Source organism: Variovorax sp. WS11 (assembly GCF_010499245.1).
In the GTDB taxonomy this organism is placed as follows: domain Bacteria; phylum Pseudomonadota; class Gammaproteobacteria; order Burkholderiales; family Burkholderiaceae_C; genus Variovorax.
Map to the genome: position 1 here is coordinate 125,861 of NZ_JAAGOW010000003.1, position 19,377 is coordinate 145,237.

Sequence of the window (19,377 nt, forward strand, 5' to 3'; positions counted from 1 at the left end):
GCGATGTTCAGTCTTCGTCTGGATCCAGCGATGCGCTCCAGCGCTTGTTCCAATCGACATGGCGGGCCTGATCGAGCTCGCGCCGGTCGCGCTTGGTGGGCCGCCCCTGCAAGATGCTGAGCGCCGGCTCGCTGCCCATGCGCCGCTGCTCGCGCGCGGCCGCCTGCGCAGCCAGGCTCTCGGGCGTTTCCTCGTAAAGCTGCTGCGCCACCGGTGCCGGCCCGCGCTGGCCGCTGAGCCCGAGCACCCGCACGATGCGGTCGACCCCGCCGCCGACCCGCATCGCGACCAGGTCGCCCGCCTTCACTTCGCGCGAGGCCTTGGCCACCTCGCCGTTGATCTGCACGCGGTTCTTGCCGATCTCTTCGGCGGCCAGGGTGCGCGTCTTGTAGAAGCGTGCGGCCCAGAGCCATTTGTCGATGCGCAGGCGGTCCATGTCCCGTGTGAGTGGTTTCAGCGATTGTCGCCGGCCAGCGGCAGTTGCACGACGGCATCGAGCCCGTGGCGTTGTCCGCCGCCTTCCCGGTTGTCGAGCGCGATGCTTCCGCCCAGCGCGAGCACGATTTCGCGGCAGATCGCCAGCCCCAGCCCCGAGCCGCTGGCCACGTCGCCGGCTGCGAAGGGCGCGAACAGGCGCTGGCGCAATTCGTTCGAGATGCCGGGGCCCTGGTCGCTGACGACGAAGACCGCGCTCTCGCCCTCGGCCTGCACGCCCACCCGCAGCGCGCCGCCGCGCGGGCTGTGCTTGATGGCGTTGTGCAGCAGGTTGCGCGCCAGTTCCTGCAGCATCCAGCGGTGGGCGCACACCAGCATCGGCGCGGCGCCAACCGAAAGCTCGACGTCCAGTGCCTTGTCGGCCATCAGCGGCGACAAGTCGAGCGCGAGCTGGCGCACCGTCTCGCCGAGGTCCAGCACCTGCCACTCGGGCTGCTGGCGCAGCTGCTCGACCTTGGCGAGCGACAGCATCTGGTTGGCCACCGTGGTGGCGCGCTCCACCGTGTCGCTGATCTCGGTGAGCGCCTGGCCGGTCGGCACGTCGCCGCGGCGCGCCGACTGCACCTGGGCCTTGAGCACCGCCAGCGGCGTGCGCAGCTGGTGCGCGCTGTCGCGCACGAAGCGCTTCTGGTGGTCCAGCAGGCGCTGCAGCCGGCCCATGACCTGGGTGGTGGCGTCGACCAGCGGGCGCAGCTCGCGCGGCGTGTCGGGCGCGTCGATGGGCGAGAGGTCGTCGGCCGCGCGGGCCTCGATCAGCTCGCCGAGGTGGCGCACCGGCCGGGTCGCGCGCTGCACCACGAACACCGTCACCGCGGCGATCACGCCCAGCAGCACCAGCTGTCGCCAGAGCATGTCGACGAGCAGCTTGCGCACCAGCGTCTCGCGCAGCTCCAGCGTCTCGGCCACCTGCACCACGGCCATGCCGCGCCCGCGCGCGCTGGCCACGGGCTGCAGCAGCACGGCCATGCGCACCGGCTGCTCGCGAAAGCGCGCATCGTAGAAGTCGACCAGCGCCGCGTAGGGCGGACGGTCGGGCAGCCTGCCGTGCCAGAAGGGCAGCTCGGCGAAGCCGGAGATCATCTCGCCGCCGAGCGTGGAGACGCGGTAGAAGATCTTGCTCTGGTTGTCGGCCTCGAAGGCCTCCAGCGCGGAGTAGGGGACGATGGCGCGCAGCGAGGCCTTCTCGTCGTAGCCCTCGACGTCGAGCTGCTCGCCGATGGTCTTGGCCGAGGCGAGCAGGGTGCGGTCGTAGGCGGTGGTGGCGGCCGCGAGGCTCTGCCGGTACAGGCTCACGCTGTTGATCACGATGAACAGCGCGACCGGTGCCAGGATGCCGGTGAGCAGCCTGGCGCGCAGCGAGACCGCGCGCATCACGGCTCTTCGCGCAGCAGGTAGCCGAGGCCGCGCAAGGTCATCAAGGCCGCGCCGGTGCCGGCCAGCTTCTTGCGGAGCCGATACACCACCACCTCGATCGCCTCGTACTGCACCTCGCTCTCGCCGGGAAAGACCAGCTCGAACAGGCGCTCCTTGGCCACCGCATGGCCCGGCTTCACCATCAGCGCCTTCAGCAGGGCGAGCTCGCGCGGCGTGAGCTCCAGCACCTCGGCGCGGTGGTAGATGGCGCCGTTGTCGGGCTCGTAGCGCAGGCTGCCGACCTGCTGCGGGTTGTTCGTGGCCTCCGGCCCGGCGCTCTGGTTGCGCCGATGCAGCGCGCGAATGCGCGCCTCCAGCTCGTCGAGGTCGAAGGGCTTGGGCAGGTAGTCGTCGGCGCCGGTGTTGAGGCCCACCACGCGATCGCCCACCGTGCCGCGCGCGGTCAGCAGCAGCACCGGCGTGCGCAGGCCTTCGGCGCGCGCCTGCGCCAGCACCTGCAGCCCGTCGACGTTGGGCAGGCTCAGGTCCAGCGCGACCACGTCGGGCTCGAGCGCGCGCCATTGCGCCAGGGCCTGCGCCCCGTCGCCGCACACGCGCACGTCGATCATGCGGCGGCCGAGGGTGCGCTGCAGGGTGGTTTGCATCGAGGCGTCGTCTTCGACTAACAGCAGCTTCATGGCCGGTACTTCGGTGTTTTCCCCAGTGCGCAGGACAGCCAACTGACAGCGGGCGCGCGCATCATAGCGGCGTTCCAGCCTTCCCGATCCCCCAAGGAGACATGCATGCGTCGAGATACCTTCCTGAAATCCATGGCCGCGCTGGCCGCCACCGGGGCCCTGCCGCTGTCGGCCTGGGCCGCGCCCAACGTCAAGATGATGATCCCGGCCAATCCGGGCGGTGGCTGGGACACCACGGGCCGTGCACTCGGCAAGGCCATGACCGACGGCAAGCTGGCCGATACGGTCACCTACGACAACAAGGGCGGCGCCGCCGGCGCGCTGGGCCTGGCGCAGTTCGTCAACGGCTCCAAGGGTGACCCGAATGCGCTGATGGTGATGGGCGCCGTGATGCTGGGCGGCATCATCACCGGCAAGCCGCCGGTGAACCTCTCGCAGGCCACGCCGCTGGCGCGCCTGACCAGCGAATACAACGTGTTCGTGCTGCCGGCCAGCTCGCCCCTGAAGACCATGAAGGACGTCGTCGAGCAGCTCAAGAAGGACCCGGGCAGCGTCAAGTGGGGCGGCGGCTCGCGCGGCTCCACCGAGCACATCGCGGCGGCCATGATCGCGCAGAAGGTCGGCGCCGATCCCTCCAAGATCAACTACGTGGCCTTCCGCGGCGGCGGCGAGGCCACCGCGGCCATCCTGGGCGGCAACGTCACGGTCGGCGGCAGCGGCTACAGCGAGTTCGCGCCGTACATCGCCGACGGCAAGATGCGCGCAATCGCCGTCACCTCGGCGCAGCGCCTGCCGGGCATCAACGTGCCCACGCTCAAGGAGCAGGGCATCGACGTCGAGATCGGCAACTGGCGCGGCGTCTACGGCGCCCCCGGCATCACCCCCGAACAGCGCAAGGCGCTGACGGACCTGGTGCTCGCCGCGCTGAAGACGCCGACCTGGGCCGATGCGATGAAGAAGAACGACTGGACGCCCGCCGTCCTGTCGGGCGACGCCTTCGCCAAGTTCGTGGACGAGGAGTTCGCGAGCCTGCGCGCGACGATGGTCAAGTCCGGCATGGTCTGACGCGCCAGGTGTCGCGCGAGCGTGCGGGGGTGCGGCGCGGGGCCGCGCTCCCTTCTTTCCCCGATCACACGCGAGGTCCAGAACAATGTCCAACATCGACCCCATTTCGAGTGGGCACGTGCCGCTCGAGCCCGAATCGCGGCCGCACGCGGTCTGGCCGCAGACGCTTGTCGGCGCCGGCATTCTCCTCACCGGCCTGGCCCTGGCCTACGGCGCGACCAGCATCTCGTCGGAAGCGGGCTACGGCGGCGTCGGCCCCAACTTCCTGCCCTGGCTGGTGTCGGTGGCGCTCACGCTCTGCGGTGCCTGGATTGTCTGGGAATCGCGCACCGGCGGCTTCCGCCAGATGGATGCGCCCTCGGACGAGCCCGCCTACTGGAGCGGCCTGGTCTGGGTCTCGGCCGGCCTGCTGCTCAACGCGGCGCTGATCACCACCATCGGCTTCATCCTGAGCTGCACGCTGTGCTACCTGCTCGCGGTCCAGGGGCTGCGGCGCTCGAAGGGGCAGGCCGGCGTCAATTCGCCGCGCACCTGGCTTATCGACATCGTGACGGGCCTGCTGATCTCCGCACCGGTCTTCTGGATGTTCACCAAGTTCCTGGCCATCAACCTGCCGGGCCTCACCGCCACCGGGTGGATCTGACATGGATATCTTCAACGCATTGCTGCAGGGCTTCGCCGCCGCGATCACGCCCGCGAACCTGCTCTGGTGCCTGGTGGGCTGCGCCCTCGGCACGGCCGTCGGCGTCCTGCCCGGCATCGGTCCCGCGGTGGCGGTCGCCATGCTGCTGCCGATCACCGGCAAGGTCGACATCACGGCCTCGATGATCTTCTTCTCGGGCATCTATTACGGCGCCATGTACGGCGGCTCGACCACCTCCATCCTGCTGAACACGCCGGGCGAAACGGCCAGTATGGTGACGGCGATGGAGGGCAACAAGATGGCCAAGAGCGGCCGCGCCGGCGCCGCGCTGGCGACCGCCGCCATCGGCTCCTTCGTGGCGGGCAGCATCGCCACCGTGATCGTCACGCTGTTCGCGCCCTTCGTGGCCGAGTTCGCGGTCAAGCTGGGGCCGCCCGAGTATTTCCTGCTGATGCTGCTGGCCTTCACCACCGTGAGCGCGGTCCTCGGCAAGAGCACGCTGCGCGGCCTCACGGCGCTGTTCATCGGCCTGGCCGCCGGCTGCATCGGCCTCGACCAGATCTCCGGCCAGGGCCGCTATACCGGCGGCATTCCCGAGCTGCTCGACGGCATCGAGATCGTGCTGGTCGCGGTCGGCCTGTTCGCGGTGGCCGAGGTGCTCTATGCGGTTCTGTACGAAGGCCGCGTGGTCGAGAGCCAGAACAAGCTCAGCCGCGTGCACATGACGGCGCGCGACTGGCGCCGCTCGGTGCCGGCCTGGCTGCGCGGCACCGCCATCGGCACGCCCTTCGGCTGCATTCCGGCCGGCGGCACCGAGATCCCGACCTTCCTGAGCTACGCCACTGAAAAGAAGCTGGTGAAGGACCCGCAGGACAAGGCCGAGTTCGGCACCAAGGGCGCGATCGAAGGCGTGGCCGGGCCCGAGGCCGCCAACAACGCCACCGTGACGGCGGCGCTGATCCCGCTGCTCACGCTGGGCATCCCGACCTCCAACACCACCGCCATCCTGCTGGGCGCCTTCCAGAACTACGGCATCCAGCCGGGACCGCAGCTCTTCACCACCTCGGCCGCGCTGGTGTGGGCGCTGATCGCCTCGCTCTACATCGGCAACGTGATGCTGCTGGTGCTGAACCTGCCGATGGTGGGCCTGTGGGTCAAGCTGCTCAAGATTCCGAAGCCGCAGCTCTACGCGGGCATCCTGATCTTCGCCACCGTGGGCGCCTATGGCATGCGCCAGAGCTCTTTCGACCTGGTGCTGCTCTTCGTGATCGGCGTGCTGGGCGTGGTGATGCGCCGCTTCGACTTCCCGACCGCCCCCGTGGTGGTGGGCATGATCCTGGGCCCGTTGGCCGAGGCACAGTTGCGCAACGCGATGTCGATCGGCGAGGGCAGTGCGGCGGTGTTCTTCCAGCGCCCGATGTCGCTGGTGCTGATCCTGGTCATCCTGGCGGTGCTGGTGCTTCCGCGCCTGGCCAAGTACATGGGCGAGAGAAAGCAGTTGCGCGCCGCGGCCGGCTGACCTGCCGGCCGCGGCGCGCGGCCTGGGCCTTACTCGTCGGCCGGGAGCGCAGCAGATTGCGCCGTGGTCGCGAATCCGCTGCCCGTGCCCTGGACGCGCGCGACCTCCGCGGTGAACTCCGGGCCATGGCGCAGCCGCTGGTACATCGCCACCTGCGCACGATAGCTCCCACGCATGGGATCGAAGTCGTCGCGCCAGGCGCTCTGGCCGAGGCCGGAGCGCAGCCACAGGTTCAGGTCAGCCACCGCCTCGGCGCGGCTCAATGCGCCGGTCTGCGGATCGGGCGGGCCGACTCGGAACTCCTGCGGCGTGCGCGCGTCCGCGGGCGCCGAAGCCAGATAGTCGCCCATCACCGCCGAGCGGCTCAGGGTGCTGACGGCCGGGATCGGCGCGCCGACCCATTGCTCGGGCGGAACCGTTTGGGCAGACACGAAACCGGCGAATGTGACAGCAAAAAAAGCAAGAACTTTTGTATTCATGATGAAATCACTCCTCGGGTGTGCGGCATGCGGGAATCGCAGCCATCACAGACGTACTGTGAGGAGCCGCCGCCTTCGGGGCTGTGCGTTTGCGCACAGGTTTTTGCAACCGGCGGGTCCTGCCGACGGTGGAGTTCAGCCATGCCGCCTGACCGCTCCAGCCTGGCCTTGCAGCACATCGCGCTGCTGGAGGGCCTCTCCCGCGAGTGCCTGGATCAGCTCGCCCAGCGCTGCCTGTGGCAGACCCTGCCGGCGGGCAAGCCGCTGCTGCTGCGCTCCGAGCGCAAGAGCGATGTCTTCTTCCTGGTCTCGGGCCGGCTGCGGGTGACGATCTACGCGGCCAACGGCCGGCAGGTCACCTTCCGCGATTCGCTCGAGGGCGAGCATTTCGGCGAGATCGCCGCCATCGACGGCCAGCCGCGCTCGGCCGACGTGGTCACGCTCGTGCCCAGCGTGGTCGCGAGTCTCGACCGCGGCGCCTTTCTCGGGCTGCTGCGCGACGAGCCGGTGGTCGCCGAGCGCGTCATGCGCAGCCTGGCCGCGCTGGTGCGCCAGCTGTCCGAGCGCGTCATCGACCTCAGCACGCTGGGCGTGCAGAACCGCGTCCACGCCGAGCTGCTGCGCCTGGCGCAGGCCGCGGGCATCGCCGGCAACCGGGCGCGCCTGGAGCCGGCGCCGACCCACGCCGAACTGGCCAATCAGATCAGCACCAACCGCGAGCAGGTGACGCGCGAGCTCAACGCCCTGCGACGCGGGGGGCTGCTGGCCAAGGACGGCCGGGCGCTGGTGCTGACCGACGCGCAGCGGCTCGTGCGAATGGTCGAGGAGGTGCGCGGCGCCTAGCGCGCCGCCGCAGCCTATTCGCCATCGGCCCGCCAGGCCGGCAGCTTCCAGCCCGTCAGCATCGCCAGGGCCCGCAGCAGGGTGACGCAGCCCGCCGCCGCCACCAGCCCCAGCCATTGCGGCATCGCCAGCGCATGGGCCAGCACCACCAGCCAGGCCCCCGCGAAGGCGCACAGCGCATAGGGCCGGTGGTCGCTGAAGGCGCGCGGGATCTCGTTGCAGACGATGTCGCGCAGCACGCCGCCGCACACCGCCGTCACCATGCCCATGAAGACCGCGACGATGGGCGGCATGGTGGCATCGATCGCGATCTGGGTGCCACCGGCGGTGAACAGACCCAGGCCCAGTGCATCGGGCCACTGCATGGCGCGCTCGGTCAGCGCGAAATGGCGCGTGCGCATGAAGAACATGGCGCCCACGCACAGCGCGAGCAGCACCCAGAGCCAGGCCGCATGCTGGACCCAGAAGAAGGGACGGCGGTCCAGCAGCACGTCGCGCAGCGTGCCGCCGCCGAAGGCCGCGAGGCCGGCCACCACGCAGACGCCGACCGCGTCCAGGCGCTTGCGCGCCGCCTCGATCAGCCCCGAGAGCGCGAACGCCAGCGTGGCCGCCGCCTCGATCGCGATCTGGGCGTTGGACAGGGACAGCACCTGGGACAGCGGCAGGCTCGACATGGTGGGCAACAACGGCGAAACAAGGTGTGTCGATGGTAGTTCGCCGCTGACAGGCTCCGTGCGCCATGGCACGATCGGCGTCGCGCGCAGCCACCGCGCCCCAGTCGTCCACTGACCGACGCCATGCCGCTGAAGCAGCAGATCCGCTACTGCACCGCGCCCGACGGTGTCCGCATCGCCTATGCGACGGCGGGCCGGGGGCCGCCGCTGTTCAAGGTCGGCAACTGGCTGTCGCACATGGAGTTCGACCTCACCAGCCCGGTCTGGGGCCATGTGCTGGAGGCGCTGTGCGAAACCCACACCCTGGTGCGCTACGACCAGCGCGGAACCGGCCTGTCGGACCGCGAGATCGAGCAGATGTCCTTCGAGATCTGGCTGAAGGACATGGAAACGGTGGCCGACGCCGCCGGGCTCGTGCGCTTCCCGATGCTGGCGATCTCCCAGGGCGTGAGCCTGGCCATCGCCTACGCTGCCCGCCACCCCGAGCGGGTGAGCCATCTGGTGCTCCAGGGCGGCTACGCGCGCGGGCGCCGGATGCGCGGCGGCGGCCAGGCGCTGGACGACGAGTCCGAGACCCAGGCCAAGCTGATGGAGATCGGCTGGGGCCGCTCGGACCCGGCCTTTCGCCAGTTCTTCACCAGCCAGTTCCTGCCGGAAGGCACGCCCGAGCAGCACCGCTGGTTCAACGAGCTGGCGCATGTCTCGACTTCGCCGCAGAACGCGGCGCGCATGCTGCGCGAGTTCGACCGCATCGACGTCTCCGCGCTGCTGCCCGAGGTGCAATGCCCGACCCTGGTGCTGCATTCCACCGGCGACCTGCGGGTGCCCTTCGACGAGGGGCGGATCATCGCCGGCGGCATCGCGCAGGCGCGCTTCGTGCCGCTGCACAGCGCGCACCATCTGGTGCTCCGGCAGGACGAGGTCTGGCCACGCTGGGTGGAGGAGGTGCGCAGCTTCCTGGCCGGCGCGGACGGGAGCGCGCCGGACCCGGTGCTGGCCGGCCTGACCGCGCGCGAGCGCGAGGTGCTGGAGCTTATCGCCCAGGGCCGCGACAACGCGCAGGTGGCGGCGGCGCTGCAGCTCAGCGAGAAGACGGTGCGCAACCACATCACCAGCGTGTTCGCCAAGCTCCAGGTCGAGAACCGGCCGCAGGCGATCGTGCGGGCACGCGAGGCCGGACTGGGCCGCGGCGCCTGAAGGCCCCACCCCGGACCGTGGTCCCGGCCGGATCGCGGCAAACGCCCGCCGTGCCCGGCGTTCCGGGACCGTGGCCTCATGGCCGGGCGCGGCATGCCTGCGAAGAATGGAAGCTCCCCCTCAACCCGTCGAAGGAGCCTCGCATGTCTTCCGTCCAGAGCGTGTCGTCCAACGGCGCCGCCACCCTTCGCGACGCCGCCCGCCGCACCGAGAACGCCGAGCGCATCCGCTCGGACATGGCCGACGTGCTGCGCGGCGTCGGGCTGCGCCGCTCGGAGCGCGTCTACTTCCAGGCATGCGCGTCCGGCCGCGTGAGGGTCGTGCACGAGCCCGTGCTGCCCGATGCTGCGAGCCTGGGAATCCGTCCGGTGCAGCGCGGCTGAGCGCAGCGCGCTGCATTCCTACGAAGCGACCGGCACGGTCCGACACCGTGGCGCAAGTGCAAGCCTAGGAGTCCGCGCGGCAGAAGTTTTTCTGCGCGGAGGTGAGCCCCGCGTTGAGTTCGTGCACGGCGAGGAAGGGTTGGCGCTGCGCCTTGGCTGTTCCTGAAGCTCCCGGACAGGGTCTATTTGGCCTGCCGGAGGCGAGGGGCACGCGTGTGCCCCCACTGTGGACCTTATCTGACCATCAAGGTGCTCATGCGCCGCAGGTTCAGCGCCAGGCACACGAGCTTGAACTCGGCCTTGACCTTGTTCAATCCCCGCAGGCTGAACTGCCGGAAGCCCAGCACGCTCTTGATCCACCCGTTGGGCGCCTCCACGATCCACTTCCTCTTGCGGTAGGCCGCTTGGCCTGGTGGCGTCTTCAGCCTGGCATCCATCGCTGCAGTGCGCGGGTATTGTTCGGCGTCGATGTCCAGCGCCTGCTTGCCCTCTCGGCCCAATGCCACGATCAGCTCGCTCGGGCTGTCCTTGAGCTGCTCGAACACGGCCTCCGAGCGGAATCCCGCATCCGCCAGCACCTGTCGGGCGTCCTCGCCCAGGTTGGCCTTCACCGCCGCCAACAGCACCGGCAGGCGGTCACTGTCGGCGGCGTTGTTGCTCAGTTCCGCGGCCACCACGAGTTGCGCGGCCTCGTCCACCGCGGTGTGGGCGTTGTAGCCGTAGTCGTAGCCGCCACCTGAGCGTTTCATGATCCGACTGTCCGTGTCGGTGAAGCTCTCCTGGGCGCTGTCCTTGGGAACACCGAAGTCGCGCTTGTAGCGCCCGCCCTTGGGCTTGCCGTCCTTGTCGCGGGGTTTGCGCTCGTCGTCGGCGCTGCGCCCGCGGGCCGCATCGGCCTCGCGCTGGCGTTGCTCCAGGCGCAGCTTGGCCTCGGTGATCGCCTTGAGCCGGTCCTCACGGCGCTTGATCTCCCCGGGGATGTCCAGGTCGGGTTCGTTCTTCTCCAGGTCGTCGGCGGCACACGCTCGGTTGAGCAAGCCATCGATCTGCGCCTTGAGTTCGCCCTCGGCCTTGACCATCCTGTCATAGCTCATGGCCTTGTGGCGGCTCGCGTTGGCCTTGAGCTTGGTGCCGTCCACCGCCACGGTGCCCAGCTTGACCAGGCCGCACTCGCGCGCCAGGCGCACCACCTGCACGAACAACGCCGCCAGTTCCTCCAGGTGCAGTGCCCGGAAGTCCGAGAGCGTGCGGTGCGCCGGGTAGTTCTCTGCAGCCAACACCCGCAGCGCAACGTCTTCGTGCAGCTTGGCCGCGAGCTTGCGCGAACTGAAGGTGCCGGTGGCATAGCCGTAGATCAGCACCTTAACCATCATGGCCGGGTGGAACGGCTGATTGCGCGGCCCACCCTTGGCGTATCGCGCATGGAAGGCGCTCAGATCCAGGCTGTCGACGCTGTCGCTGATGAAGTACGCCAGGTGCCCTTCGGGCAGCCAGTCTTGAAGTGCGTCAGGAAGCAGTCTTTGCTGCTGAGGCTCGTAGGGCAGGTAGCTGATGGGCATGCGCCCAAATCTATCAAGCATCTGCGCGCTCGTCACGCTTCTGCCGCGCAGGCTCCTAGCCTGTGGTCTCCACTTCATTTCGACGCAGGAGATGGCATATGTACCCACGCGATGACGTCAAGGCCAAGCAGCAGGGCTGAGCCCCTGACACGCCATGCGCGGCGCCCGGCCCGACGACGATCATGCGGTCCGTGCGATCCGTGCCGCGGCATGCCCGCTCGATGTCTCGCCGCATTGCCATTCGGCGCTGCTCTTCGCCATCGCGGACGCGCGCTTCGTGCTGCTGGGGGAGGCTTCGCATGGCACCGATGACTTCTACCGCGAGCGTGCGGCGATCACGAAGCGGCTGATCGAGGACAAGGCTTTCGACGCCGTCGCGGTCGAGGCAGACTGGCCCGACGCCCTGCGGGTCGATCGCTTCGTGCGTGGTGCGTCCGGCGATTCGAGTGCGCTGCAGGCGCTCGGCGATTTCCGGCGCTTTCCGGCGTGGATGTGGCGCAACCAGCCGGTGCGCGAGTTCGTGGACTGGCTGCGCGCCTCGAACCAGAAGAAGCCGATCGGGGAGCGGGTCGGCTTCTATGGCATCGATCTCTACAGTCTCTATACCTCCATCGCCTCGGTGCTCGACTACCTGGACCGGGTCGATCCGGAAGCCGCGCGGCGGGCGCGCTACCGCTACGGCTGCTTCGATCATTTCGGCGAGGACACGCAGGCCTACGGCCACGCCGCCGCCTTCGACCTGGGCGCGAGCTGCGAGGAGGCCGCAGTGGCGCAGTTGAGGGAGCTGCTCGAGAAGAGGGCCGACCCCGCCGGCGCGGACGTGCATTTCCATGCCGAACAGAACGCGCGGCTGGTGCGCAACGCCGAGCACTACTACCGCACCATGTTCAAGGGCCGCGTGGCCTCATGGAACCTGCGCGACCGCCACATGGCGCAGACGCTGGAGGCGCTGGACGCGCATTTGAGTGCCCAGCGATCCCGGCCCGCGCGCATCGCCGTATGGGCCCACAACTCGCACCTGGGCGATGCGCGCGCCACGGAGATGGCGGAAATCGGCGAGCTCAACGTGGGCCAGCTCATGCGCGAGCGCTACGGGGCGCAGTGCTTCAACGTCGGCTTCACCACTGCCGCCGGCGAAGTCACGGCTGCATCGGCCTGGGACGGGGAAGCGGAGCGCAAGCGCGTCAATCCGCCGCTGGCGGGCAGCATCGAGGCGCTGCTGCAGGAGGCCGGGCTCGGGCGCTTCGCCCTGATCCTGCGCAACAACGAAGTGCTCGCCGAGGCGCTGGCGCACGCGCGGTTGCAGCGCGCCATCGGCGTGATCTATGCGCCGGCGACGGAGCGGCAGAGCCACTACTTCCATGCGCGCGTGGGCGAACAGTTCGATGCGCTGGTTCACCTGGATCACAGCTCGGCGCTGGAGCCGTTGGACTAGGGCGTGCGACCTATCCCGCCTCGACCCGCGCGCAGTACGCCTCGATGGTCCGCTTCCACGCGGGCCGAGCCAGGCACCGATCCCGATACGACACGACTCCCGGATAGGGCTTGATCAGTCCCTCGTCCTTGATGCCCGCAGAGAGCACGTGCGCCATCAGGATGTCGGCGACGGTGAAAGCCTCTGTCGCGACGAAGTCGCGGCCAGCGAACCAGCGCTCCAGGTTCCCCAGCATCCGATTTGCCCAGCCGACCAGGAACTCGCGGTGCTTGCCGCAGCTGCCATCCGCCGTCCAGTCGAGCACCAGCAGGCTCATCAGCGGCAGCTCGACCGAGTTCATCGCGGCGAAGCACCAACGCATCACCTGCGCCTCGCCGGCGGGGTCGCCGGGCATCAGGCGGCCGGACTTCTTCGCCAGGTGGACGAGGATGGCGGCGGATTCGGACAGCAGCAACCCGTCGTCGTCGATCGACGGGATCTGTTCGAAGGGGCTGAGCCGGCGATAGGCTTCGGTGTTCAGGTCGTGTGCGGGGTGGTCCATGCCGGCCAGCTCGAACGGCAGTTGCATCTCTTCGAGCGCCCACAGCACGCGCAGGTCGCGGGTGTGGCCGCGCGCGCCAGCGTTGACCTTCGAAAAGCCGTAGACCTTGAGCATGGTGACGTTTCCTCGTTGAAGCTGCGCTGCTGCGAAGAATACCGCCATGCCGATATGGCTCCGTCTCCCCCTTGGGAGAGGCTGGGCGGGACCCTAACGCTGCGGCGGAGCCCGATCGGCCGGCAGCACGATGGTGGCGCGCCCGTCGCGTGAGGTGATGGCGTCCGAGCCGCTGGATGGCGGCGTGGTGCCGGCTGGCGCCACGATGGTGGCGCGGCCGTCGGCAGAGGATTGCGGCACCTCGGCGGGCGGTCCGCCGCGGGCCCGATCGAGCGCATTGCCGGCGGCGCGGATGCAGGCCTCGCGGGCCGGCGCCGCCAGGCTGCCGTTGTTGCAGGCGGCGATCTCGCGCTCGTAGCGTTGCTGCAGCGCGTCGCGTGCGGGCTGGGCGGATGCGCTCAAGGCCGTTGCCAGTCCGGCGCAGAGGAGGGGAAGAAATCGCTTCATGAGCTTCTCCAGTCCCGTGCAGCATCGCACCGCGCGCGCCGCCGCGCTGTGCGAGCGCGCAGCGAGTGCGGGTAGGCGCAGCGCGCGCCCGGCCGGCCTCAGTTCGCCGCCGGCTGTTCCCCGCGATGCAGCGGCGGCGCCCCTTCCGGCGCATCGGCCGGATCGGGCTGACGCCCGCGGATACGCGCCACCATCCGGTGCAGCCAGTGCTCGATGTCGTCCACGTAGGTGAACACGGCCGGCACCACCAAGAGGCTCAGCACGGTGGAGGTGATCAGCCCGCCGATCACCGCCATCGCCATCGGCGCGCGGAAGCTGGAATCGGCCGCGCTCAGGCCGAAGGCGATGGGCGCCATGCCCGCGCCCATGGCCAGCGTGGTCATGATGATGGGCCGCGCGCGCTTGTGGCAGGCGTCGCGCAGGGCTTCCCAACGGGTCATCCCATGGTCGCGGCGCGCCACGATGGCGTACTCCGCCAGCAGAATCGAGTTCTTCGTGGCCACGCCCATCAGCATGATGAAGCCGATCATCGAGGGCATCGACAGCGCCTGCTGCCCCAGCAGCAGGCCGATGAAGGCCCCGCCCAGCGCCAGCGGCAATGCGCACAGGATGGTGACCGGGTGCAGGAAGTCCTTGAACAGCAGCACCAGCACGATGTAGATGCACAGCACGCCGGTCAGCATCGCCAGGCCGAAGCTGGCGAACAGCTCGCCCATCATCTCGGCGTCGCCCACCTCGGCCACGCGTACGCCGGGCGGCAGGTTGCGCACGGAGGGCAGGGCCTCCACCGCCGTCTTGGCATCGCCCAGGCCCACGCCGGAGAGCTCGATCTCGAAGTTGACGTTGCGCGAGCGGTCGTAGCGATCGATCACGGCCGGGCCGCCCTCCATCGTGAGCTTGGCAACCTGGCTCAGCATCACCGGGCCGCGCGCGCCGGGGACGGTCAGGCGTTCCAGCAGCGACAGGTCCTGCCGCGCCGAATCCTCCAGCTTGACCACGATCGGCACCTGGCGCTGCGCCAGGTTGAGCTTGGGCAGCGCCTGGTCGTAGTCGCCCAGCGTGGCCACGCGCAGGGTCTCGGCGATGGCCGAGCTGGTGACGCCCAGGTCGGCGGCGCGCGCGAAGTCGGGCCGCACCGCGATCTCGGGCCGGATCAGGCTGGCGGTGGAGGTGATGTTGCCCAGGCCGGGGATGGTGCGCAGGTCTTTCTCGACCGCGCGCGCCGCGGCCGTGAGTGCGGTGGGCTCCTCGCCGGTCAGCACCAGGATGTACTTCTCGCCCGAGCCGCCCAGGCCGACCGTGGTGCGAACGCCGGGCAGGGTCTCGAGCGCCTTGCGGATGTTGTTCTCGATGCCCTGCTTGCGCGGCCGGTCGCCGCGCGGCGCGAGCTGGATGGTCAGCGTGGCCTTGCGCGTCTCCGGCGTGCCGAAGCTGGCGAAGGGGTCGCCGCCCGCGCTGCCGCCGCCCACGGTGGTGTAGGCGCTCTTCACATGCTCGACGGCCATCACGCGCTGGCGCGTCTCCTCGGCCATGGCCAGCGTCTGGGCCAGCGTCGCGCCCGGCGGCAGCGAGAGGTAGACCTGCGTCTGCGAGTTGTCGTCGGCCGGGATGAAGCCGGTCTTGAGCAACGGGATCAGCGCGATCGAGCCGAAGAAGAAGAGGGTGGCCAGCACCATGGTGGTGAAGCGGTGCCGCAGGCTGCGCTCGGCCAGGCGCATGTAGAAGCTGAGCCAGCGCGGCTCCTTCTCGGCGCCGACCAGCGGCTTCAGGATGTAGGCCGCCATCATCGGCGTGAGCACCCGCGCCACCACCAGCGATGCAAACACCGCGAGCGAGGCGGTCCAGCCGAACTGCTTGAAGAACTTGCCGGCCACACCGCTCATGAAGGCGGTGGGCAGGAACACCGCAATCAGCGTGAAGGTGGTGGCGATCACCGCCAGGCCGATCTCGTCGGCCGCCTCCATCGCCGCCTGGTAGGGCGACTTGCCCATGCGCAGGTGGCGGACGATGTTCTCGACCTCGACGATCGCGTCGTCCACCAGGATGCCCACCACCAGCGACAGCGCCAGCAGCGTGACCACGTTGATCGAGAAGCCCAGCAGGTACATGCCGACGAAGGCCGGGATGGCCGACATCGGCAGTGCGACGGCCGAGACGAAGGTGGCGCGCCAGTCGCGCAGGAACAGCCACACCACCAGCACGGCGAGCAGTGCGCCTTCGTAGAGCAGGTGCAGCGAGCCGTCGTATTCCTCCTGCACCGGCTCGACGAAGTTGAAGGCTTCGGTGAGCTGGATGTCGGGGTGCTGGGCGCGCAGTTCCCTCAATGTCTTTTGCACCGCGGCGCCCACTTCCACCTCGCTGGCGCCGCGGCTGCGTGCGACCTCGAAGCCGACCACCGGCTTGCCGTCGAGCAGGGCCGCAGCGCGCGGCTCGGCGATGGTGTCGGAGACGCGCGCCACCTGGTCGAGCCGGATGCTGCGGCCGTCGGACAGCGGGATCTGCATGTCGCGGAGTTCCTCGGCCGAGCGCACGGTGGCCAGCGTGCGCACCGGCTGCTCGCTGCCGCCCAGGTCGGTGCGCCCGCCGGCGCTCTCGGTCTGCACCTGGCGCAGCTGGCGCGAGATATCGGCCGCGGTCGCGCCCAGCGACTGCAGCCGGCCCGGATCGAGATCGACGTGGACCTGGCGCGTGGCGCCGCCCACTCGGTTGACCGCGCCCACGCCGCTGATGGCCAACAGCCTCTTGGTCACGGTGTCGTCGACGAACCAGCTGAGCGCCTCCGGGTCCATGCGCGAAGAGGCGATGGTGAAGGCCAGCACGGGCTGGGCCGCGAAGTCCAGCTTGTTGATCACCGGGTCGCGCACGTCGGCCGGCAGGTCGGCGCGCACGCGCGTCACCGCCGAGCGGACGTCGTCGACGGCCTCCTGCACCGGTTTCTCGAGCCGGAACTCGACGATCATCGTCGCCGCGCCGTCCTGCACCTTGGTCGTGATGTGCTTGAGGCCCTGGACGGTGGCGATCGAGTTCTCGATCTTGCGCGCCACGTCGTTCTCGAGCTGCGAGGGCGCCGCGCCCGGCAGTGCGACCGAGACCGTGACCGTGGGCAGGTCGATGTCGGGGAAGTTCTGCACCTTCATCGCGTTGAAGGACAGCAGGCCGGCGAAGGTGAGCAGCACGAACAGCATCACCGCCGGGATGGGGTTGCGGATGGACCAGGCGGAAACGTTCATGGCAGTGGGCTCGCTTCGGATCGGAGATGACTCACGGCGCGCTCCGCTTCGCAGGCAGCGCATCCACCACCCGCACCAGGTCGCCGTCGTTCAGGAAGCCGGCGCCCTGGACCACGATGCGCGCGTCTTCCGGCAGCTTGGTCATGATCTCGATGCGGTCGCCCACGCGGCGGCCGGTTTCGACCTTCAACTGGGCGACGCGGCTGTCGGGCTGCAGCACGAGCAGGTGGTTGAAGCCGTCGCGCGGCACCACGGCCGCCAGCGGCACGGTCAAGGCGCCGCTGCGGCCGAGCTGGAACTCGCCGCGGGCGAACATGCCGGCCTTGACGGCGCTCGTTTGCTGCACGCCCGGGATGTCGACGTAGACCAGGGCATTGCGCGTCTGCGGGTCCACCGTCGGCGCGATGCTGCGCACCTTGCCGCTGACCTGGGCGCCGCTGGCGCTGGTGATCACGGCGGGGGTGCCGACGGCGACGCGAGCCAGCTCGGCCGAAGTCACCTCGGCGCGCCATTCGAGGCGGCCCTGGCGGATCAGCCGGAACAGCTCGGTGCCGGCGCTGAGCACGCTGCCCACGGTCGCGGTGCGCGAGGAGATCACGCCGTCGTCGGGCGCCAGCACCTGCGTGTTGCGGCCGCGCACCTGCTGCGCCGCCAGCACGGCCTCGGCGGCCTCGACGCGCGCCTTGGCGGTCTGCTCGGCCGTCTGGTACTGGTTGATCTGCTGCTGGCTTAGGGCGCCGGTGGCCTGCAGGGTGCGGGCGCGCGCGGCGTTGCCGGCCGCATCGGCGGCCGTCGCCTTGGCTTCGGCCAGCGAGGCGCGGGCCTGGGCCATGTCGGCCTGCACCGTCTCGGGCGAGAAGGTGGCGAGCACCTGGCCCTTCTTCACTACATCGCCCACGTTGACGCGCACTTCGGCCAGGCGCAGGCCGGTGGACTCGGAGCCGACGCTGGCCTCCTGCCAGGCCGCGACGTTGCCGTTGGCGGCCAGCGTGATGGTGAGCTCGCTGGTCTCGGGCCTGGCCACCGTCACGGTCAGCGCGGGCCTGGGCTGGGCGGCGGCTTCCTTGGGCTTGGCGGCGCCTTGCTCCGGGGGCTTGCCGCGCGAGAACAGGAAGGCGGCGGCCGCAAGCAGCAGCACCAGCACGGCCGCGATGATGAGGAGGGTGGAACGCTTCATTCTTGTCATGGGAGCCACTTCACTTACTTCGCGATCGAAGAGGTGTTGGTTGTTTCGGAGCCGGGCCGCGCCCAGCCGCCGCCTGTCGTGCGGTAGAGCGCAACCCAGGCCTCGGCCCGCTCGCGCTGCAGCGAGACGCGCGCCGTTTGCGCGGCAAACAGGGTGCGCCGCGAATCCTCCAACTCGAACAGGCTGGCCAGCCCGCTCTGGTAGCGCGCACTGGTGGCGTCGAAGGAGGCCTGGTAGTTCTGCACCGCGGTGTCGGCATCGCCGGCGCGCTGGTCGGTGCTCTGCAAGCTGATCAGCGCCTCCTCGACCTCGCGCACCGCCTGGCGCACGTTGCCGCGGTAGAGCGCGACGGCCTCGTCGTAGCGCGCCCGTGCCGCGTCCACATTGGCGGCCAGGGCGCCGCCATCGAAGATCGGCACCGACAGCGCCACCGGGCCGATGCTCCAGGTGTCGACGGTGTCGCGGAAGCCGCTGGTGCGGAATTGCAGACGGCCGATCGAGCCCTGCAGCGTCAGGCGCGGGAAGCGCTGCGCCAGCGCGGAGCCGGCTTCGGCGCTGGCGGCGGCGACGCCGAGTTCGGCCGCATAGACGTCGGGCCGCTGGGCCAGCGCCTCGGCCGGCACGCTGGCGATCGCATGCACGACCGGCAGCGCGCGGTCCACCGGCGCGGCGTCCAGCCGGGCCTGCAGCGTGGGCGCATCGATGCCGGTCAGCTGGACCAGCGACTGCTGCAGCAGGGCGCACTGCGCGCGCTGCTGCGTCAGCTTGGCCGAGGCGTCGGAGGCGCCGGCGCGCGCCAGCGCGGCATCGGCGGGCGCGGTGAAGCCGGCGCGCGCCGACAGGTCGTTGAGGCGCGCGGTCTCGGCCCGCGACTGCGTATCGGCGGTGGCCACGGCGAGCTGGCGCCGGCACGCACGCTCGCCGAAATAGGCGTTGGCCGTCTCGGCCGCCACCGAGACCCGCGCCTCGTGCCACTTGGCGCCGGCGCTGTCGAGCCGGGCCTGGCTGGCGTCGCGGGTGGCGCGCAGGCCGCCGAAGAGGTCGATCTCCCAGTTCGACTGCAGGCCGGCCTGGAGGGTGGTGATCGCCGGGATCGAGGTGCTCGCCGAGCTGCTGCCGGTGCTGCCGGTCCCGCCCAGGCCGCCGAAGCCGCTGGTGGGCGAGTTGCTGCGCGTGGCCGAGGCATTGGCCGTGAGGTTGGGCGCCAGCGCCGCGCCGGCCGCCACGCGCGAGGCGCGCGCCTCGGCGATGCGCGCGGCGGCACTGGCCACGGTGGGGCTGGCGGCCTGGGCTGCGTCGATCAGCTCGACCAGGAGCGGATCGTCGAGCTGGCGCCACCAGTCGGCCAGCACGGGCAGCGAGCCGCCATGGGGCAGGGGCGTGCTCCACTGCGTGGGCGTCGGGGCCGTGACTTTCTCGGGCGGGCGCGGGAGCGTGCAGGCCGAGAAGGCCAGAGGGAGCGCGAAAGGGAGCGCAAAGCAGAGCGCTCGAAGCCGGGAGTTCCTCATGAGGTTCC

General features: G+C 70.1%; 18 protein-coding genes. 7 read left to right on the plus strand and 11 right to left on the minus strand.

The features are described from left to right. Positions 1–7: 7 nt before the first annotated feature. From GXN78_RS26345 to GXN78_RS26355, 3 genes are read right to left on the minus strand one after another with little or no spacing between them, the layout of a single operon-like run. Positions 8–436 carry an RNA-binding S4 domain-containing protein gene (locus tag GXN78_RS26345; RefSeq protein WP_106558737.1) on the minus strand — a complete coding sequence of 143 codons (429 nt, stop codon included), beginning with the start codon at positions 434–436 and terminating at the stop codon, positions 8–10. Positions 437–453: 17 nt separating this feature from the next. After that, positions 454–1,869 (minus strand): sensor histidine kinase, encoded by a 1,416-nt coding sequence (locus tag GXN78_RS26350; RefSeq protein WP_106558736.1) that lies wholly within the window; start codon positions 1,867–1,869, stop codon positions 454–456. After that, a complete protein-coding gene (locus tag GXN78_RS26355) occupies positions 1,866–2,546 on the minus strand; it encodes a response regulator transcription factor (RefSeq protein ID WP_106558735.1) in 681 nt (226 codons plus the stop codon). The genes GXN78_RS26350 and GXN78_RS26355 overlap by 4 nt, the downstream gene beginning before the upstream one ends. 105 nt (positions 2,547–2,651) lie before the next feature. Here GXN78_RS26355 and GXN78_RS26360 point away from each other — a divergent pair, with 105 nt between their 5' ends. The 3 genes from GXN78_RS26360 to GXN78_RS26370 all read left to right on the plus strand — a co-directional run bounded on the left by GXN78_RS26360 (position 2,652) and on the right by GXN78_RS26370 (position 5,773). Continuing rightward, positions 2,652–3,611: a tripartite tricarboxylate transporter substrate-binding protein gene (locus GXN78_RS26360; protein ID WP_106558734.1), complete on the plus strand. Its 960-nt coding sequence runs from the start codon at positions 2,652–2,654 to the stop codon at positions 3,609–3,611. An 85-nt stretch (positions 3,612–3,696) separates the two neighbouring features. Further along, positions 3,697–4,254: a tripartite tricarboxylate transporter TctB family protein gene (locus GXN78_RS26365; RefSeq protein WP_106558733.1), complete on the plus strand. Its 558-nt coding sequence runs from the start codon at positions 3,697–3,699 to the stop codon at positions 4,252–4,254. A 1-nt stretch (position 4,255) separates the two neighbouring features. Beyond that, the gene (locus GXN78_RS26370) at positions 4,256–5,773 is read left to right on the plus strand and encodes a tripartite tricarboxylate transporter permease (protein ID WP_106558732.1); all 1,518 of its coding nucleotides are present in this window, start codon (positions 4,256–4,258) and stop codon (positions 5,771–5,773) included. A gap of 29 nt (positions 5,774–5,802) precedes the next feature. Here GXN78_RS26370 and GXN78_RS26375 read toward each other — a convergent pair whose 3' ends face one another. Next, on the minus strand, positions 5,803–6,252 hold the full coding sequence (locus tag GXN78_RS26375; RefSeq protein ID WP_164255779.1) for a hypothetical protein: 450 nt from the start codon (positions 6,250–6,252) through the stop codon (positions 5,803–5,805). Positions 6,253–6,393: 141 nt separating this feature from the next. Between GXN78_RS26375 and GXN78_RS26380 the strand changes: the two genes are divergently transcribed. Next, complete coding sequence (locus GXN78_RS26380) at positions 6,394–7,095, plus strand: Crp/Fnr family transcriptional regulator (RefSeq protein ID WP_106558730.1); 702 nt, start codon at positions 6,394–6,396, stop codon at positions 7,093–7,095. Positions 7,096–7,109: 14 nt separating this feature from the next. Here the strand turns inward: GXN78_RS26380 and GXN78_RS26385 are convergent, their stop codons facing one another. Further along, positions 7,110–7,769, minus strand: a complete 660-nt coding sequence (locus GXN78_RS26385) for a trimeric intracellular cation channel family protein (protein ID WP_106558788.1) — start codon at positions 7,767–7,769, stop codon at positions 7,110–7,112. Positions 7,770–7,892: 123 nt separating this feature from the next. Between GXN78_RS26385 and GXN78_RS42015 the strand changes: the two genes are divergently transcribed. Beyond that, positions 7,893–8,966, plus strand: a complete 1,074-nt coding sequence (locus GXN78_RS42015; protein ID WP_181360618.1) for an alpha/beta fold hydrolase — start codon at positions 7,893–7,895, stop codon at positions 8,964–8,966. Between the two features lie 143 nt (positions 8,967–9,109). Further along, positions 9,110–9,349 (plus strand): hypothetical protein, encoded by a 240-nt coding sequence (locus GXN78_RS26395; RefSeq protein WP_106558728.1) that lies wholly within the window; start codon positions 9,110–9,112, stop codon positions 9,347–9,349. 233 nt (positions 9,350–9,582) lie between these two features. Here the strand turns inward: GXN78_RS26395 and GXN78_RS26400 are convergent, their stop codons facing one another. Continuing rightward, entirely contained in the window at positions 9,583–10,908 is a 1,326-nt protein-coding gene (locus GXN78_RS26400; protein WP_164255356.1) for an IS1182 family transposase, read from the minus strand. Positions 10,909–11,062: 154 nt separating this feature from the next. Here GXN78_RS26400 and GXN78_RS26405 point away from each other — a divergent pair, with 154 nt between their 5' ends. Continuing rightward, positions 11,063–12,343 (plus strand): erythromycin esterase family protein, encoded by a 1,281-nt coding sequence (locus GXN78_RS26405; protein ID WP_106558333.1) that lies wholly within the window; start codon positions 11,063–11,065, stop codon positions 12,341–12,343. Between the two features lie 10 nt (positions 12,344–12,353). Here GXN78_RS26405 and GXN78_RS26410 read toward each other — a convergent pair whose 3' ends face one another. From GXN78_RS26410 to GXN78_RS26430, 5 genes are all read right to left on the minus strand, one after another. Continuing rightward, the gene (locus GXN78_RS26410) at positions 12,354–12,998 is read right to left on the minus strand and encodes a glutathione S-transferase family protein (protein ID WP_106558334.1); all 645 of its coding nucleotides are present in this window, start codon (positions 12,996–12,998) and stop codon (positions 12,354–12,356) included. A 93-nt stretch (positions 12,999–13,091) separates the two neighbouring features. Next, entirely contained in the window at positions 13,092–13,445 is a 354-nt protein-coding gene (locus GXN78_RS26415) for a hypothetical protein (RefSeq protein WP_106558335.1), read from the minus strand. Positions 13,446–13,543: 98 nt separating this feature from the next. Then, the gene (locus tag GXN78_RS26420) at positions 13,544–16,675 is read right to left on the minus strand and encodes an efflux RND transporter permease subunit (RefSeq protein WP_106558336.1); all 3,132 of its coding nucleotides are present in this window, start codon (positions 16,673–16,675) and stop codon (positions 13,544–13,546) included. 31 nt (positions 16,676–16,706) lie between these two features. After that, the gene (locus GXN78_RS26425) at positions 16,707–17,861 is read right to left on the minus strand and encodes an efflux RND transporter periplasmic adaptor subunit (RefSeq protein ID WP_106558337.1); all 1,155 of its coding nucleotides are present in this window, start codon (positions 17,859–17,861) and stop codon (positions 16,707–16,709) included. Between the two features lie 14 nt (positions 17,862–17,875). Then, positions 17,876–19,369: an efflux transporter outer membrane subunit gene (locus tag GXN78_RS26430; protein ID WP_106558338.1), complete on the minus strand. Its 1,494-nt coding sequence runs from the start codon at positions 19,367–19,369 to the stop codon at positions 17,876–17,878. Positions 19,370–19,377: the final 8 nt, after the last annotated feature.

Excerpts from the sequence above, each read along its gene's own strand:
- GXN78_RS26345 (WP_106558737.1), bottom strand. The coding sequence starts at position 436 with ATGGACCGCCTGCGCATCGACAAATGGCTCTGGGCCGCACGCTTCTAC.
- GXN78_RS26410 (WP_106558334.1), bottom strand. The coding sequence starts at position 12,998 with ATGCTCAAGGTCTACGGCTTTTCGAAGGTCAACGCTGGCGCGCGCGGC.
- GXN78_RS26375 (WP_164255779.1), bottom strand. The coding sequence starts at position 6,252 with ATGAATACAAAAGTTCTTGCTTTTTTTGCTGTCACATTCGCCGGTTTC.
- GXN78_RS26395 (WP_106558728.1), top strand. The coding sequence starts at position 9,110 with ATGTCTTCCGTCCAGAGCGTGTCGTCCAACGGCGCCGCCACCCTTCGC.
- GXN78_RS26370 (WP_106558732.1), top strand. The coding sequence starts at position 4,256 with ATGGATATCTTCAACGCATTGCTGCAGGGCTTCGCCGCCGCGATCACG.
- GXN78_RS26415 (WP_106558335.1), bottom strand. The coding sequence starts at position 13,445 with ATGAAGCGATTTCTTCCCCTCCTCTGCGCCGGACTGGCAACGGCCTTG.
- GXN78_RS26380 (WP_106558730.1), top strand. The coding sequence starts at position 6,394 with ATGCCGCCTGACCGCTCCAGCCTGGCCTTGCAGCACATCGCGCTGCTG.
- GXN78_RS42015 (WP_181360618.1), top strand. The coding sequence starts at position 7,893 with ATGCCGCTGAAGCAGCAGATCCGCTACTGCACCGCGCCCGACGGTGTC.
- GXN78_RS26355 (WP_106558735.1), bottom strand. The coding sequence starts at position 2,546 with ATGAAGCTGCTGTTAGTCGAAGACGACGCCTCGATGCAAACCACCCTG.
- GXN78_RS26365 (WP_106558733.1), top strand. The coding sequence starts at position 3,697 with ATGTCCAACATCGACCCCATTTCGAGTGGGCACGTGCCGCTCGAGCCC.
- GXN78_RS26360 (WP_106558734.1), top strand. The coding sequence starts at position 2,652 with ATGCGTCGAGATACCTTCCTGAAATCCATGGCCGCGCTGGCCGCCACC.
- GXN78_RS26430 (WP_106558338.1), bottom strand. The coding sequence starts at position 19,369 with ATGAGGAACTCCCGGCTTCGAGCGCTCTGCTTTGCGCTCCCTTTCGCG.
- GXN78_RS26385 (WP_106558788.1), bottom strand. The coding sequence starts at position 7,769 with ATGTCGAGCCTGCCGCTGTCCCAGGTGCTGTCCCTGTCCAACGCCCAG.
- GXN78_RS26420 (WP_106558336.1), bottom strand. The coding sequence starts at position 16,675 with ATGAACGTTTCCGCCTGGTCCATCCGCAACCCCATCCCGGCGGTGATG.
- GXN78_RS26405 (WP_106558333.1), top strand. The coding sequence starts at position 11,063 with ATGCGCGGCGCCCGGCCCGACGACGATCATGCGGTCCGTGCGATCCGT.
- GXN78_RS26400 (WP_164255356.1), bottom strand. The coding sequence starts at position 10,908 with ATGCCCATCAGCTACCTGCCCTACGAGCCTCAGCAGCAAAGACTGCTT.
- GXN78_RS26425 (WP_106558337.1), bottom strand. The coding sequence starts at position 17,861 with ATGACAAGAATGAAGCGTTCCACCCTCCTCATCATCGCGGCCGTGCTG.